The 16,023-nt window shown below is 40.9% G+C and carries 16 protein-coding genes; 15 read left to right on the forward strand and 1 reads right to left on the reverse strand.

Annotated features, from left to right (window positions below; all coding sequences use genetic code 11):
- Positions 1-70 precede the first annotated feature (70 nt).
- The 6 genes from G4P69_RS03970 to accD all read left to right on the forward strand — a co-directional run bounded on the left by G4P69_RS03970 (position 71) and on the right by accD (position 8,059).
- A complete protein-coding gene (locus G4P69_RS03970) occupies positions 71-1,051 on the forward strand; it encodes an ADP-ribosylglycohydrolase family protein (RefSeq protein WP_208341521.1) in 981 nt (326 codons plus the stop codon).
- Between the two features lie 346 nt (positions 1,052-1,397).
- Positions 1,398-3,959, forward strand: a complete 2,562-nt coding sequence (locus G4P69_RS03975; protein ID WP_208341522.1) for an HD family phosphohydrolase — start codon at positions 1,398-1,400, stop codon at positions 3,957-3,959.
- A 170-nt stretch (positions 3,960-4,129) separates the two neighbouring features.
- Complete coding sequence (gene leuB / locus G4P69_RS03980) at positions 4,130-5,215, forward strand: 3-isopropylmalate dehydrogenase (RefSeq protein ID WP_208341523.1); 1,086 nt, start codon at positions 4,130-4,132, stop codon at positions 5,213-5,215.
- A gap of 122 nt (positions 5,216-5,337) precedes the next feature.
- Complete coding sequence (locus tag G4P69_RS03985) at positions 5,338-5,598, forward strand: hypothetical protein (RefSeq protein ID WP_208341556.1); 261 nt, start codon at positions 5,338-5,340, stop codon at positions 5,596-5,598.
- A gap of 120 nt (positions 5,599-5,718) precedes the next feature.
- On the forward strand, positions 5,719-6,519 hold the full coding sequence (locus G4P69_RS03990; RefSeq protein ID WP_208341524.1) for a prepilin peptidase: 801 nt from the start codon (positions 5,719-5,721) through the stop codon (positions 6,517-6,519).
- Positions 6,520-7,090: 571 nt separating this feature from the next.
- Positions 7,091-8,059, forward strand: a complete 969-nt coding sequence (accD, locus tag G4P69_RS03995; protein WP_208341525.1) for an acetyl-CoA carboxylase, carboxyltransferase subunit beta — start codon at positions 7,091-7,093, stop codon at positions 8,057-8,059.
- Between the two features lie 29 nt (positions 8,060-8,088).
- Here the strand turns inward: accD and G4P69_RS04000 are convergent, their stop codons facing one another.
- The gene (locus tag G4P69_RS04000) at positions 8,089-8,511 is read right to left on the reverse strand and encodes a zinc ribbon domain-containing protein (RefSeq protein WP_420798728.1); all 423 of its coding nucleotides are present in this window, start codon (positions 8,509-8,511) and stop codon (positions 8,089-8,091) included.
- On the opposite strand from G4P69_RS04000, the gene G4P69_RS04005 reads away from it, so the two are divergent.
- The 9 genes from G4P69_RS04005 (at position 8,425) to petJ (ending at position 15,900) form a co-directional block, all read left to right on the forward strand.
- Positions 8,425-9,702, forward strand: coding sequence for an ABC transporter substrate-binding protein (locus G4P69_RS04005; protein ID WP_208341527.1), 1,278 nt, complete (start codon positions 8,425-8,427; stop codon positions 9,700-9,702). The genes G4P69_RS04000 and G4P69_RS04005 overlap by 87 nt on opposite strands.
- A 117-nt stretch (positions 9,703-9,819) precedes the next feature.
- Positions 9,820-10,089, forward strand: coding sequence for a DUF7219 family protein (locus G4P69_RS04010; RefSeq protein WP_208341528.1), 270 nt, complete (start codon positions 9,820-9,822; stop codon positions 10,087-10,089).
- A gap of 116 nt (positions 10,090-10,205) precedes the next feature.
- Positions 10,206-11,759 carry an amidase gene (locus tag G4P69_RS04015; protein ID WP_208341529.1) on the forward strand — a complete coding sequence of 518 codons (1,554 nt, stop codon included), beginning with the start codon at positions 10,206-10,208 and terminating at the stop codon, positions 11,757-11,759.
- Positions 11,760-11,795: 36 nt separating this feature from the next.
- Positions 11,796-12,695 (forward strand): carbohydrate ABC transporter permease, encoded by a 900-nt coding sequence (locus G4P69_RS04020; RefSeq protein ID WP_208341530.1) that lies wholly within the window; start codon positions 11,796-11,798, stop codon positions 12,693-12,695.
- Positions 12,696-12,765: 70 nt separating this feature from the next.
- Positions 12,766-13,593 (forward strand): carbohydrate ABC transporter permease, encoded by an 828-nt coding sequence (locus G4P69_RS04025; RefSeq protein ID WP_208341531.1) that lies wholly within the window; start codon positions 12,766-12,768, stop codon positions 13,591-13,593.
- 93 nt (positions 13,594-13,686) lie between these two features.
- Positions 13,687-13,902 carry a hypothetical protein gene (locus G4P69_RS04030; protein ID WP_208341532.1) on the forward strand — a complete coding sequence of 72 codons (216 nt, stop codon included), beginning with the start codon at positions 13,687-13,689 and terminating at the stop codon, positions 13,900-13,902.
- A 105-nt stretch (positions 13,903-14,007) separates the two neighbouring features.
- Positions 14,008-14,496, forward strand: a complete 489-nt coding sequence (psbV, locus tag G4P69_RS04035) for a photosystem II cytochrome c-550 (RefSeq protein ID WP_208341533.1) — start codon at positions 14,008-14,010, stop codon at positions 14,494-14,496.
- Between the two features lie 386 nt (positions 14,497-14,882).
- Positions 14,883-15,302 carry a plastocyanin gene (gene petE, locus G4P69_RS04040; protein ID WP_208341534.1) on the forward strand — a complete coding sequence of 140 codons (420 nt, stop codon included), beginning with the start codon at positions 14,883-14,885 and terminating at the stop codon, positions 15,300-15,302.
- Positions 15,303-15,555: 253 nt separating this feature from the next.
- Positions 15,556-15,900, forward strand: a complete 345-nt coding sequence (gene petJ, locus G4P69_RS04045) for a cytochrome c6 PetJ (RefSeq protein WP_208341535.1) — start codon at positions 15,556-15,558, stop codon at positions 15,898-15,900.
- The last annotated feature ends 123 nt before the right edge of the window (positions 15,901-16,023 follow it).

A 16,023-nucleotide genomic window follows, 5' to 3' on the forward strand; every position in this document is an offset into this window, starting at 1 on the left:
TTCCGTCTTTCCCCATTTCAATCTTGATAGAGTAGTAGAACAATTTGCTTAACTATTAGCTTGTCCAATAATGCGCTACTCTCTTAGAAGTCGATTTGGTGGAACGATACTTGGAGCACTCCTAGGGAGAAGCTTGCCATTAATTGGTAACAAAAAACACCAAAGTGTAGGGACGTTAAATACGAAGTCTCTACATTGGTTAGAAATGGCAATTTCGGGTGCAGAAAGTTTAATTAATTTGGGTAGGTTTGACTTAAAAGATTGGCAAAAGTACAACAACCCAGAACCAGTGCTTGTAGACACGTTCAATATTCTTCCGGAAACAGTTCTTGCTGCACTGCCAATAGCATTATTTTTTCACGAAAATAGAATAAAACTTCGAGAAAACTTGCTCTTATCGGTTCAATTATGGAGCGATGAGCCGCTCATAAGGGATGGGACACTGGCAGTTGGTTATGCGATCGCTCAGTCTCTAAGAGAAAAACTATCAAAAACCAACTTGATTTCTCAAACAATTTCTTTTATTGGGGAAAGTTCAACGAGCTTACCAGAGCAATTAATAAAAGTTAATGACTTGTTAGATTCTCAAGCTGGATTAGAAAGAGTACAAGCTGAGTTGATCAAAGAAGAAAAGTTCAGTAACGCTATTGCCATGGCATTTTACTGCTTTTTGGATACTCTAGAGGATTTCCGTCTTTCAGTTTTGAGATCTCGTCAAATTCCAAGTCACTCACATGGTATAAATACTATTACTGGGGCTTTGTCAGGAGCGTATAATAGCACTATAGGCATTCCGGTAAACTGGCAGATGCTAGTGGCTCAAGCAAACTCACCAGAAACAGAACTGATCAACTTTTCGCGACTGTTAGAACTAACTGATTCGCTTATGTCTGTATGGTCAGGAATTTATGACTTAGAGACAAATTCTAACGATGTAAAAAAAGAAGATTGTAAGATAATTGAGGTGATCGCGTCTGCGCAGCGTCCCAAAGGTAGGCAGTATAGTAGCGAAATGCTGGTAGCATCTCCTGGGATTATCCGCAGCAACTAGCTGTAATCCTAAAGGTATAGTTGAATATTACTACTATGGTAGGAATTATTAAAATAAATAGACCATTCTTCAAACATCTCCAAACTCCGCTTTTCAAATTTTGAATTTAACCGCAAAAATTCCTGACGGCGAAAAAACAACCTCCTATCGTCCAACTTAATAAAAAGATTGTTGCTCAATTCCTACAAGAATTTTTCGTTAATTTCTATACTGATAATATTTACAAAATCTCCCCTCAATCGTAGTCTGTGTAGGGTAGCTATTGTGGTTAATCAAATTCAAAAAAACTTCTGTTTAGGATTGTTTTATTTTGAGCAGTAAAAGTAAGCAACTGCGGTTTTAGGTGATGAAACAAGCACCATTTTTTCAAAACTTAACGCAGCCGTTAAGTCACTGGCTGCGACGATGGAAAGCGAGACGCCGTCTGTACTTATCCAGGACAAGCGACAAAGACAAATACCGAAAACGAACAGCGTTAAGCTCAATGGCAAAGTCGGTAAAAATGAAACGAGGCTTCTATGCTCTGAGCTTACACTCGTTGCGGCGCAGCAAGTCGTCTCTGATCATTTTTTTGCTTGCTGTTTTGTCGTTGATAGGAGTTATGGGTAATAACTTATACAATCAGCCTCAGCTTCACGTGGGGACTATTGCACCACAAACGATCAAAGCACCAGCAGATGCTACCATCCAAGATCAGCTAAAAACAGCAGATCAACGCCAAGCCGCTAGTATCAGTTCTATACCGGTGTTGATGATTGATAACGAAATTAATCATCAAATCAACCGAAGCTTGCAACAACTGCTCAACCAAGGTAACGAAATTCGTTCTTCAATAGCGTCTTTTCCTTTTTTTGACAATTTAATTTTATCTGCATCTAGCCAGCACTATCTGCAATCCTGTCCTGATTGGGAATGGCAAGCGTTACTTCTAGTTATTGAAAATACTGGAAAACAAAATACAGGACTGTTATCTCCTACACAAAAAAGTAAAATAGGAGCGCTGAAAACTCTTGAGGAATATGAACAAGGCAATGTATTATCAGCAACAGATATGGATTTAAGCCCAGTCGATTTGTTCAAAAAAGCTGATTTTACTCAAGCAGCAGCGCAATTAGAAGCTTATCGTGCCTCGTCTTCTAAGCAACAGTTCTCCTCACTGATGTTTCGGATCTTAAAAGCACGGCAAGGATACGCTAAAGCAAAAACCAAGCTTTTAGAGCTTTTAACTGAACAACCCGAAACAGTATACAAGGAAACTTCCTTACTGGATTTGTCAAACGACGATTGGGCAAAAACACAAATGGGAATCCGACAAAGTGCACAACGAATCCTCGCCCAAGGTTTATCACCTGGACTCCCGACGAATATTTTGGAACATGCAATAAGCCTACAGGTGCAAACATCTGTACCAAAAGATGGTGAACATCTAGCAATCAAATTGTTGTTGAATGTACTCAAACCAAATCTTAAGAAAGATGAAATAAAAACTACACTAATCGCTGCAAAGGCTGCTGCTCTAGTACAACCAGTAATGGTGAAGGTCAAGCAAGGTGAGATTATTGTTAAAAAAGGAGAAAAGATCACCCCTTGGAAACTTGAGGTACTAGATCATTACCGGTTGATTCGTCGAGAAGTTAAGTGGCTAGCATTGTTCCGTTTAGGAAATTTTGTGATTGCTGCTGTTGGTATTTTTGCCTTAATAGAACAACAAAGCAAATGGCGACTGAGACAAACAGATCGATTATTGGTGCTGTTGCTCACTTTGAGTACACCAATATTGCTCACAATGGGTATACCCTACACAACCTGGAGTGGTGTAGGTTTACTTTTGGGTAGTTATTACGGTTCTGTTTTGAGCGTGACAGTTGTAGGTCTAATGTTATTTTTGCTACCAGTTAGCCTAGAAATGAGTAAAATCATGCTTTTAGCTGGTGCAGCTGGAGGCGTATTAGCAGGTTGCGTGGCACAACGACTACACTCACGTGAAGAACTAGCTTTATTAAGTCTTGCTATTGCTGTAACAGAGGGTAGTGTTTACCTGCTACTCTATCTTCTTTTAGGTAAAGCATTTGGTATGTCTTTATATATCACACTTCAACACGCAGCATTATTTGCTTTATCTGGCTTAGCTTGGAGTGTTGTAGCGCTTGGTTTAAGTCCCTACCTAGAAAAATTATTTGATTTAGTCACCCCGATTCGTTTAGCGGAACTTGCAAATCCTAACCGTCCTTTGTTAAAGCGGCTTGCCACTGAAGCGCCTGGGACTTTTCAGCATACACTGTTTGTTGCGACCCTTGCTGAAGCTGCCGCCAAACACTTAAGATGCAATGTCGAGCTTGTAAGAGCAGGGACACTGTATCACGATATCGGAAAAATGCACGATCCCATCGCATTTATTGAAAATCAGATGGGAGGACAAAATAAACACGATACAGAAATTCAAGATCCTTGGAAAAGTGCAGCAATTATCAAAAAACATGTCTCAGAAGGCTTAGTGATGGCACGAAAACATAGTTTGCCAACAGCAATTCAAGCCTTTATTCCACAGCATCAAGGGACAATGCAGATTACTTATTTTTATCACCAAGCTCTGCAAATGGCAAAAGAAGATCCAACATTAGAAGTGGACGAGGCTGATTTTCGCTACGATGGTCCAATTCCTCAGTCACGAGAAACCGCAATTGTTATGCTGGCTGATTCTTGTGAAGCAGCGCTGCGATCGCTCAAAGATACCTCCCCAGAACACGCTTTAGTCATGCTAAACAATATCCTCCGTGCTAGATGGCAAGACAATCAAATGGTAGATTCCGACTTAACACGGGAAGATATGGCTCGAATCGCCGAAATTTTTGTTCAAGTTTGGCAGCAGTTTCACCACAAGCGCATTCCTTATCCAAAGGTGAGATGAGGAATACAGTTATCAGTTATCAGTCAAGAGTAATGTGTTGATCGCAACGCTAAACACTGCACTATAAGTCTTGATAACTGATAACTGATAACTGTTCACTGTTTAAGTGCCCTTTGCCCCATGCCCCATTCCTGTGTATTATATTTGAACACTTACACATAGAAGGAATTATGACTCAAAACTACCGCATTACATTACTCCCTGGCGATGGTATTGGAACCGAAATTATGGCGGTGGCGGTAGACGTGCTGAAAGTCATAGAGAAAAAGTTTGATATTCAGTTTGAGTTTGAAGAAATGCTGATGGGTGGTGCAGCAATTGACGCCACTGGTGAACCATTGCCAGCCGTAACACTGGATACATGTCGTAAAAGTGATGGAGTATTACTAGCTGCTATTGGTGGTTATAAGTGGGATTCTTTACCATCTCACTTACGCCCTGAAGCAGGTTTATTAGGGTTACGTGCGGGTTTGGGATTATTTGCTAATTTACGTCCAGCAAAAATTTTCCCGCAGCTGATTGATGCTTCAACCTTAAAAAAAGAGGTTGTGGAAGGCGTCGATATTATGGTGGTGCGCGAACTCACTGGTGGTATTTATTTCGGTAAGCCTAAAGGTATTTTTCCGACAGAAACGGGTGAAAAGCGTGGTGTGAATACTATGGCTTACACTGAATCGGAAATTGAGCGGATTGGGAGAGTCGCTTTTGAAACAGCACGAAAACGTGGTGGTAAACTCTGTTCAGTTGATAAATCAAACGTTTTGGAAGTCTCTCAGTTATGGCGCGATCGCATCACTCAACTCTCTCAAGAGTATCCAGATGTGGAACTATCACATTTATATGTAGATAATGCTGCAATGCAGTTGGTTCGTGCGCCCAAGCAATTCGATACTATCGTCACGGGCAATTTGTTTGGTGATATTCTCTCTGATGCTGCTGCTATGCTAACTGGCAGTATTGGAATGTTACCTTCTGCTAGTTTAGGCGCTTCTGGTCCTGGTGTTTTTGAACCGGTTCACGGTTCAGCTCCAGATATTGCTGGACAGGATAAAGCCAATCCTCTCGCACAAGTTTTAAGTGCTGCAATGATGCTGCGGTACGGTTTAAACCAACCAAAAGCAGCCGACGACATTGAAGATGCTGTTTTACGGGTTCTACAACAAGGCGATCGCACTGGCGATATAATGTCACCGGGAATGAATCTGTTAGGTTGTCGCGCTATGGGTAAAGCACTCATCCAAGCTCTCGAAGCTTAAGCTGAATGTGTAGAGAAAGTAAAATTTCATACTTTCGGGATGACTGAAATCTCTGTTAACAATCAACATTCATTTTTTCAGATAAACTATAGAGAAACCTAGAAAACAAAATTGGTTGAGTGGTGTACGCTCTAAAACAACGACCGGCAAATTATACCAATCCAAAGAACCAGCCAGCATTGATTGACCCTAACGTCATCAAAGCCGCTGTCCAAATCTATAATATCTACTGCGAAGTACACCCAGAAATCGCTGGGCAACCTTCCGGGGTGGCAATTAACCGAGTTCATCACCGAGGTAAAGTTATTTTTACCAACCACCCGATTCTCCTGCCAGAAGAATGTTTTGTGCCCTTAAATCAAATTGAATCCCATGTGTATTAGTTCGCTTTGTTTTCATAGAAAAGCTTGAGCATGTTTTAGTGATTAAGTCAAATTAAATTCAATGTGTATTAGTTAGTGGCTAGTGGGAAAAATAACAAGTAGCAATTATCCACTAACTAAATGGACCTATTATTAGTCTTTCCGGCAAGTCTAATAGTTTTTGCTTTGGGAGCATCTATTGGAAGCTTTATCAACGTCGTAGTTTACCGACTACCGATACGATTATCTATTCTTTGGCCACCATCTCGGTGTCCACACTGCTTAAATAAACTCAAAGCATACGATAATCTCCCAGTGCTGGGATGGCTTTTGTTAAAAGGACGGTGTCGTTATTGTAAAACCAGAATTTCTTCCCGTTACCCAATTGTAGAAGGGGTGACGGCAATATTATTTGTGGTCGTTTTCTGGATATTTAAGTTTTCTCTATTGACACTAGGTTACTGGGCTTTTTGTAGTTGGCTCTTAGCTCTGTCTTTGATTGACTTGGATACGATGACTCTACCTAACCCACTAACACAGTCAGGGTTGGTGCTGGGAATACTGTTTCATATAGTTTTGGGTTTTGGATCAGAGGCTAGTTTATCAGGATTGGCAAAGCAGGTGATGACAGGAGTTGTAGGAGCAGTGCTGGGATTATGGCTGTTCGATGCGATCGCTATTCTTGGTTACTTTGTGTTAAGAAAAGATGGCATGGGAGGAGGAGATGTCAAACTAGCAGCAATGATGGGAGCTTGGCTAGGTTGGCGGTATTTGCTTTTAGCTATTTTTATTGCTGCTGTTGCAGGTGTTTTAGTAGCTAGAAAAACATTTGGAAAAAAGAAGCCTATCCCTTTTGGTCCATTCCTTGCTTTAGGAGCAGTCGTATCCTTATTTTATGGTAAAGCGATTTTGTCTACCTACTTACATTTAATGTTTAGCTAAAAGAATTCAGGAGTCAGGAGCCAGAAGCCAGAATGAAAGACAGTATAACTGGTGGACAAATAATGAGGCTGAAATCCCCATACTCTTGATTCTGACTACTGTATTCTGATTCCTGACTTCTTGTTTAAAGTTTCTTGAATAACTGTAAACTTCATCACCCCATCAACCTTTTAGGCTTTGCTAATATCAACTTGTGACTAGAATTACACCCTTAAGTACTAGTACTGCTAAGCAAAATTTGCTCGTTCAAAATTAAAAAAGCTGATATCATAAGCTTCTTGTGTTCTTTTATAGGCACCTAGAGGCTTGCTACAGGATATTATAGCTCTAATTCCTGCGCCCGTTGTACTAGTACCAATAGAACAGTTACTTATTTCGTTTCTATCTACTCCAGCAGCTTATTACGATTGAGTTTTCTACAACAGAAACTGTAGACTTGAATTAGTTTATGTATTTTCGTTAAGCTAGCAACTAAGTACCCACACAAGATGTCTGAATTGGTTAGAAGACAAATTTAAAGAAACGGAATTTACCTGTTTTTTACTACTACCCTCTTAACAATAAGATACAAATGCCCAACAACGAAGAATCACGCGGTTTAAAATCCTTGTCCGCCAATTTATTAGATTGGTTTGCAAATCGACGAAAATCTGGATCTATCACTCAAGAACGGCAAGAAAGAGAAATAGCTGATGGACTATGGCATAAGTGTTCCCAATGTGGTGTTTTAACATATACCAAAGACTTAAAAGCTAATATGATGGTTTGCGTGGAGTGCGGACACCATAATCGAGTTGATAGTGATGAACGCATTCGCCAGTTGATAGATCCTAATACATGGCGACCAATGGATGAGCATTTACGTCCCTCGGATCCTTTACAATTTCGCGATCGCAAACCTTATATAGATCGTCTTCGCGAAATGCAGGATAAAGTCGGTTTACTAGAAGCCGTCCAAACAGGTTTAGGTCAAATCAATAGCTTGCCCATTGCCCTTGCCGTGATGGATTTCCGCTTCATTGGTGCTAGCATGGGATCTGTTGTAGGAGAAAAACTTACACGCTTGATCGAGCAGGCGACTCAACGCCGTTATCCTGTAGTCATTGTCTGTACATCAGGTGGCGCAAGGATGCAAGAAGGATTGCTCTCATTGATGCAGATGGCAAAAGTCTCTGCTGCCCTACAATATCATAGAGAGGCAAGACTACTATACATTCCAGTTTTAACTAATCCCACCATGGGAGGCGTTACTGCTAGTTTTGCCATGTTGGGTGATATCATTTTGGCTGAACCAAAAGCGACTATTGGTTTTGCTGGGCGTCGAGTGATTGAACAAACTTTGCGGGAAAAATTGCCAGAAGATTTTCAGAGTGCTGAAGATTTACTCAAGCACGGCTTTGTTGATGAAATTGTTCCTCGTACTCAGTTAAAACAAACTTTAGCGCAGTTAATTGCCTTACACCAACCACCTGCTCCAGCCAAAAACCATAATATGGTGATTTGGGAGACAAGAACTTTAAGTTCTAGTATTGCGGATTGACACTCTCCGGGCTAAAGCCACGGAGATTCTTAAGAGACAAGTCTCTCAATATCCTTATTGCTAAGGTTCCCAGGCTCAGTACGTTTGCCTTGTCGGCGTACTGATGTCTCCTTACGTTGTTTCGGGCGTAATAAACCTCGTGGTTCCAGTTCCTGAGAGTCCCCCAGTACCATACTGGCTATGCTTAACATAGCCAGTTCTTTTATATTTTTAGCTGCATTTATGTCCGCCTGCGCCATGTGATTACAGGAAACACAAATGAACTTTTCTTTGTCTCTACTCTCCGCATCAACGTGACCACAAACATTACATTTTTGGCTCGTATGTTTGGGGTTCACTTTGATTAAAACCTTTCGTGACTTCCCATGAACACAAAAAGAGCCTTTCAGTTCTTGGTATCGCTCATAGCGATCGCCATCCTCATAATTGGCTGTCACAGCATAGTGCAACACAGTGCTTCTACAGGGTCAACTCCTGTAGTTATCAAGCTTAGTGGTTGGGGATCTAGTCCAGTCGAAGAAGAACTATTAAAAAAGGTACTGAAAGAGTTTGAAGTAAAACATCCACATATTAAAGTCAAATATGAGGTTATCTCCGACCAATACATGGACGTCATCAAAACTCGTTTGATTGGAGAAGCTGCACCAGATGTATTCTACTTAGATTCCCTGGATGCTCCTTTGCTCATGAGTCAAAATGTCTTGGAACCGCTAGATAAGTACATTACTCCCACGTTTAATCTAGCTGACTTTGAGGAGACTTTACTCAACACATTCAAATATCAAAACCATATTTACGGTCTTCCCAAAGACTTTTCTACCCTTGCTTTGTTTTATAACAAAAAAGCCTTCACGGCTGCTGGCTTAACAACTCCTCCAAGTACATGGGATGAATTACGGGCTTATTCTCAGAAACTAACAATTGATACTAACAAGGACGGCAGAATCGATCAATACGGTTTTGGAGAGACTTCAGAATTAGCTCGTCAAGCCTATAAGATTAAATCCTTTGGTGGACAAATCGTTGACAAGAATGGATACGCAACATTTGCAAGCCCTGCTGGTTTACAGGGATTGCAGTTAGTCGTAGATCAGTATCAAAAAGATCGCTCCTCAGCACAAAATTCTGATGTGGGAACGAACTCAGGAAGTGAAATGTTTGGTCAGGGTAAGGTGGGAATGGTGATTGAAGGTAATTGGGCAATTCTTTATCTGAAACAGACATTTCCTCAAATAGAGTTTGCGATCGCAGAAGTACCCAGTATTAATAATAAAAAAGGCACAATGGTCTTTACTGTTGCCTACGTTATGAATAAACAAACAAAAAACAAAGCCGAAGCTTGGGAACTCATTTCCTTTCTCACCGGTAAAGAAGGCATGAAACGATGGACAGAATCTGGGTTTACATTGCCTACTCGGAAATCAGTGGCTAAAATCTTAGGCTATGATCAAGACCCCCTGCGGTCTACATTCGTGACTGGGATTGATTACGCTATGCCTTGGCAAGCAGGCAATTACCCGGCAGCCATCACAAACAACTTTGATAATCAGTTTGTTAGTGCCATGCTAAAACAACAACCGTTAAAGCAAGCAATGCTTCGCGCGCAGCAACAAGCCAATACGCAGATTCAATTAATGGAGTAAATCTTATATAATCGTATATTTAAGGAGAATATAAAGAAAAAGTGCATAAGATAGAGCAAGCGGAATATATTAGACCTTTACAAGTTGATCAATAAGAACAATTTAAGAGGCGAATTGATGGAACAGCACAATAAAGTTGACAAAGAAAAATTTTTATACCCTCGCAGCCGCTACCACGGTCGTGTCAAGCCAGAAAACTTACTGTTCAATGCCAATCTCCAGGAATTTGCTCACAAAATAAGCTATATCGCTGCATTAGAAACAAGCGGGAAAATCTCACCTGAAGAAGCTTATACGCAGACCAGAACGCTCTGGAAACAATTAAAGCACAGCAGCAAGGAAATGGGTATTGGGAGCACAAAAGATAGCCCACAAACAAATTCTTGAATTGTTAAGTTGTAATAAGCATAACGCCTTAGGGGAATTATTAATAAACCAAAACATTATTAGTTAATTTAACATAAAGATTTGTACTTTTACTGCACGCGACTGTACAAATCTTTATGAATAAATTTATCGGTTTTGGTGCCACAGAAATTGCGCAAAGAATTGCGTCTGGTGAAGTATCCGCCTGTGAAGTCATTGAGGCTCACATTGCTCGTATTGAAGCAGTTAACCCAAAACTGAATGCAGTAATCATACCGCTATTTGAACAAGCCAAGAAAGACGCGATTGCAGCCGATGAAGCTCATCAGGTAGGAGAAACTCTTGGTGAATTGCATGGCGTGCCTATCACCATCAAGGCTTCTTTTGACGTTGTTGGAACTATTTCTACAATGGGGGTTGCGGGAGAACCTCAAATGAAAGCAACCCAAGACGCTGTGATGGTCGAAAGACTCAGACGATCTGGGGCAATTATTTTAGGTAAGACAAATATACCTCAGTTAGCTGCCCTGAATCAAACTGATAACCCAGTTTACGGGCGTACGGTTAACCCGTGGAATTCAAACCGCGCTCCTGGCGGGAGTACTGGGGGAGAAGCAGCAATCATCGCAGCAGGTGGTTCTTGTTTAGGCTTAGGTAGTGACTTTGGTGGGAGTGTACGGATGCCCGCCCATGCGTGTGGTATTAATTCTATCAAACCAACTTCGAGAAGGTTAACCCTGTCTGGTCATGCTTCATTTTTACCTGGTCAATCAGTAATTATCTCTCAACCAGGAGTGTTGGCAAGAAGAGTTCCAGATCTGAGTTTAGTAATGAAAATTCTTTGTGCACCAGGTCAGGAAGTTTTAGATTATCACATTCCCCCAGTTGCTTGGCGAGAACCTGAGACTGTTCAAGTTGAGAATTTGCGGATTGCATTTTATACAGATAACAATGTGATGACTCCATCACCTGCGATTCAAAGAGCAGTTAGAGAAGCAGCATCAGCATTAGAAAATTATGGTGCAGTAGTAGAGGAATGGACACCGAACAATCTAGCTAGAGCAGTGCAGTTATTCATGCAATTAACTTCTGCTGATGGTTATGCTACTTTCAAAAAACACGTTGGTAACGCTCAGTGGAATAAGCAGCTTAAAACTTACCATCAAATCGCCTCTACTCCTAGAGGCTTGTTGAATGGAATCTCCTCAATTGCTGGGTTGTTGGGATTAGAGGATATGTCAAGAAGCTTAGCATCAATAGGGAAAATCTCCGTCACCAAATATTGGGAAGTCACTAAAGAAAAAGACGATTTTTGCACCGAATTTTTAGCAGCAATGAATCGTAACCAATACGATGCAATTATTTGTCCCTCGAATGCTTTACCAGCCCTTACTCACGGCGATGGCTTTTTTGTAAGTGAGGATACGACTTATACCTGTTTATATAATCTACTGGGAATGCCTGCGGGAGTAGTAGCTGCAACACGAGTAAGGGAGGGAGAAGAAAGCGAACGTAACCCGAAAAAAAGTCAAATAGAAGCGGCTGCAAGTAAGATAGAACAAGGAAGTTTAGGGTTACCTATAGGCGTTCAAGTAGTTGCTCGTCACTGGCGCGAGGACATAGTTTTAGCAGTAATGTCTATTCTAGAACAGCATTTTCGCGCTCAACCTGATTATCCTTCGATGATTTAGTTCTTAGTGAGTAGAAAATCAGGCGGAGGTGTGTTTGTGTCTGAAGCTAGAACGCGAGAAAGAAAAGCCAACGAGAAGATAACAGAAAATTTAGCGGGGTATCTGTTTATCTCACCAACTATTCTGATTTTGGGAACTTTTGTTGTACTACCGATTGTCTACGCGGTTTTTCTGTCTTTACAGAAGGTACAACTTTTAGGAGGAATCGACTACAAGTTTATTGGCTTTCGCAACTTCTCAGAGCTACTTCAAGATGAACGATTTTGGATCGCACTAAAAAATACAGCACAATATGTAGTTATTGTAGTGCCAGCACAAACTGTTCTAGCCTTAATCTTAGCGGTAACCCTCAATTCTGGTATTCGCGGCAAAAATTGGTGGCGGATCCTTTACTTTGTACCCACAGTCACCTCTTCAGCCGTTCTAACGTTAATTTTTATGTGGATTTACAATACCAATGGGTTACTCAATGATTTTCTTGCTTTTTTAGGGCTGCCCACTTACAACTGGTTAGGAGATCCAGCAGTTGCACTCAAAGGCATTATGCTAATGAATATTTGGTCAACTGCGCCGTTTTATATGGTAATTTACTTAGCAGCGTTGCAAGATATACCCCAAAGACTTTATGAAGCAGCAGCGATAGATGGAGCTAATAGCTGGCAGCAGTTTATTCATATTACTGTTCCTATACTTAAGCCTGTGACATTCTTTGTCGTCACAATCGGCGTTATTGGAACTTTTCAGCTATTTGATCAATCTTATATTTTTTCTGGTGGTACTGGTGGCCCAAATAACGCCACTCTCACGGTAGTTCTACTCATATACCAAGCAGTGTTTCGTAACTTGCAAATGGGTTATGCAGCTGCGATCGCCTTTCTACTGGCTGCTGTCATCATCACTCTCACCTTGATCCAACGCCGCTTCTTCTCCGAATAAAGACGTTCACTTCGTCTTCCCATGCCCCATGCCCCATGCCCCATGCCCCATGCCCCATGCCCCATGCCCTATGCCCAATACCCGCTTTTGGAAAGCCTTACTGTATGTTATATTAACCCTCTACGCAGTGATTACGCTGATTCCATTCTTATGGGCGCTTTCAGCATCATTTAAACCCTTATCTGAAATAGTCGCAGGGGGTAGTAACTTCCTCCCAAAAAACTTTACCCTCGATAACTACAAACAAATCTTTCTACAACAACCACTGTTTTTCAGATGGCTGCTGAACAGTGGGATCATTGCTTTTAGTGTCACCGTTTCTAACCTGCTATTGAATTCGATGGCAGGTTACGCTCTGGCAAGATTATATTTTAGAGGAAGGCAGTTTTGGTTCTTCCTGATTTTGGCAGTATTGGCAATTCCAGCACAGGTGACGTTAATTCCCACATTTTTAATTCTAAAAGCCTTTGGCTGGCTAAACTCCTATCAAGGGATGATTGTGCCTAGTATGGTCAATGCTACTTTCATCTTTATGATGCGGCAATTTTTCGTCAATTTTCCAAAGGAACTAGAAGAAGCTGCCCAACTAGATGGTTTGAGGACCTTTGGTATTTTCCGACATATTGTCTTACCATTAGCAAAACCAGCGTTAGCAGCACAAGCGATTTTTGTGTTTATGGGTAGTTGGAACAACTTCTTGCTACCAGTAGTTATCCTGTTTGATCCAGAAATGTTTACCCTTCCCTTGGGGCTCAACACCTTTAAAGGACAATACATCAGCTATTGGAACTATATTATGGCAGCTTCTATAGTTTTCACCCTTCCAGCCTTGGCTCTTTACGCTGCCTTCAATAGGTATTTTATCCAGGGTGTTACCTTTACAGGAGGCAAAGGTTAGTATCAATCAATGAGTTTCGGCAAAAAATGACCCCCTTAAAGTGATAATTGGTATTACAGCGACGAAATCTCTATCTGTGTGTTAACAAATATTATGGGTTTTGCAGACCTATCAATTGGGGAGATAGCAGCAGACTATAGTATTCCTGTAGACAAGGTGCTATCTATCTGTGACCAACTGAAAATTGCCTACAAAAACCAAAAGACGCGTTTGGCGTTGGAGGATGCAAAGGCGATAATTTCCGAAATTCTGTCGGAACAAGCTTCGACAGGTACTAATAACAATGTTGGTGAAACCGAAGTCAATTGACTAGTTAATGGCTAACTGCTAATTCTTAGGAGTCAGCAGTTAGCAGCACGGGAGTCAATATCGCTGTCATAACTATGTTGCGAGTTAAAACTGTTAAGGGGAAACATGTTAAGAAGATTACTTGGCATTTTTGCAGCTGTCTTACTATCGTTTCAGTTTTTTGTCAATAGTGCTTTAGCCCTGGAATTAGATGCGGCTACCCGCACAGTCAAATTAAACGACAAAGGTGATACCATAGAACTCAGCCTTAAACAAGTCAAAGAAGGTAAACGCTTATTTAATTACGCTTGCGCCCAGTGTCATGCTGGCGGTGTTACGAAGACAAACCAGAATGTGGGTTTAGCTCCTGAAGATCTCGCGTTAGCAACACCACCCCGCGACAACGTTGAAGGTTTGGTTGACTACTTGAAAAACCCCACCACCTACGATGGTGAAGAAGAGATTGCTGAACTTCATCCCAGCACCAAGAGTTCTGATATTTTCACCAAAATGAGAAATCTGAGCGATGATGACTTAAAAGTGATCGCCGGTCATATTCTCCTACAACCCAAAGTTGTTGGTCAGAAGTGGGGTGGTGGCAAAATTTATTACTAAAGCTAGCGCCGCTGAGCGAAAGTCAAGCATTCAAAAGTTTTTATAAATCAAGGCTTCTGGCTGTTTGAATGGCTGCTTTATTTACGCCGGGCTGTAGTAGTTTGATGCTTTAGTCGTTAGTCATTAGTCATTAGTCATTAGTCTTTGGTCTTTGGTCTTTGAAAGATGTTATTATCACGCTACTTTTAGAGTGATTAAAGCTTATTAAAGACTGGAGACTGAAAACTAAAGACTAGTGACTAAATTTATGATTGAGTGCATGAGTTTTTCTGGATGAGTACTCTCTTTTATTAAAAAAAACAGGATCTAAGACAGACTGTCATATTTAGTCTCAATTTTATTTAAAATGAATATGTGAAAAGTAAATTGATTGTTCGGAGGAAGCAATGAAACTGATTGCCTCAAGTCTACGACGCTTGGGTTTAGCTGTTTTGACAATTCTTTTAGTTGTTAGTAGCTTTGCCATTTTTAGCGAGAGTGCTGCTGCTGAGACATATACTGTTAAACTGGGTTCTGATAAAGGATCGTTAGTGTTTGAACCCAAGAAATTAACCGTTCATCCCGGCGACACAATTAAATGGGTGAACAACAAAGTTCCTCCCCATAATGTGGTGTTTGATCCCGCAAAAAACCCTTCTAAAGATAAAGATCTAGCGAAGTCCCTATCTCATAAGAAGTTGCTCATGACTCCAGGACAATCTCAAGAAACAACTTTTGCAGCAGATGCACCTCTTGGCGACTACACCTTTTACTGTGAGCCTCATCGCGGAGCTGGTATGGTTGGCAAAGTAACAGTTGTTCAATAGCTAACAATAGTGCTATTTGAGGCTTAGATGATTGATTTTCCTTGCTTGTTGTGTAAACTTAGCCATTAATAGTCATTTGTCAAAGTCGCTAGTTTAGGCACATGCTAGAGATCAAAGGCGGTGACGGGTTCTATTCTCTCTCGATATGCCATAAAGGGAATGTAAATGGAGAGGATGAACTTGTCACCGTCAATTGTATGATTACGCTGTAGCTCCCCGACTAATACCGGAGCCTTATCGCGAGGAAAATCTCTTGAAAAGATTTTTATTAATTATTGTGTTGGCGATCGCCCTATCTATATTTAAATTTATAAATCCAGCATTTGCAGCCGAAACATCTGACGGTGCAAAAATCTTTAGTGAACGGTGTGCTTCCTGCCATATAGGTGGCGGTAATATTCTTATCGCCGAGAAAACTTTGAAACAAGAAGCTTTATCAAAATACTTAGAAAATTATGATACCGATGAAATCAAAGCTATTATCTTCCAGATACAGAATGGTAAAAATGCTATGCCAGCCTTCAAGAATAAGCTAAGCGATCAGGAAATCCTAGAAGTCGCCGCTTACGTCTTTCAAAAAGCTCAACAAGGATGGTGATTTCAGTTATCAGTTATCAGTTATCAGTTATCAGCCAAGATGAATAATGTGTTTATTTTTGGGTTTAAGCCCCCTACAATACACCTTGATCGCTGATAACTGTTTACTGTTCACTGATAACCC

It is taken from the genome of Aetokthonos hydrillicola CCALA 1050 (assembly GCF_017591665.1).
Lineage (GTDB): Bacteria > Cyanobacteriota > Cyanobacteriia > Cyanobacteriales > Nostocaceae > Aetokthonos > Aetokthonos hydrillicola.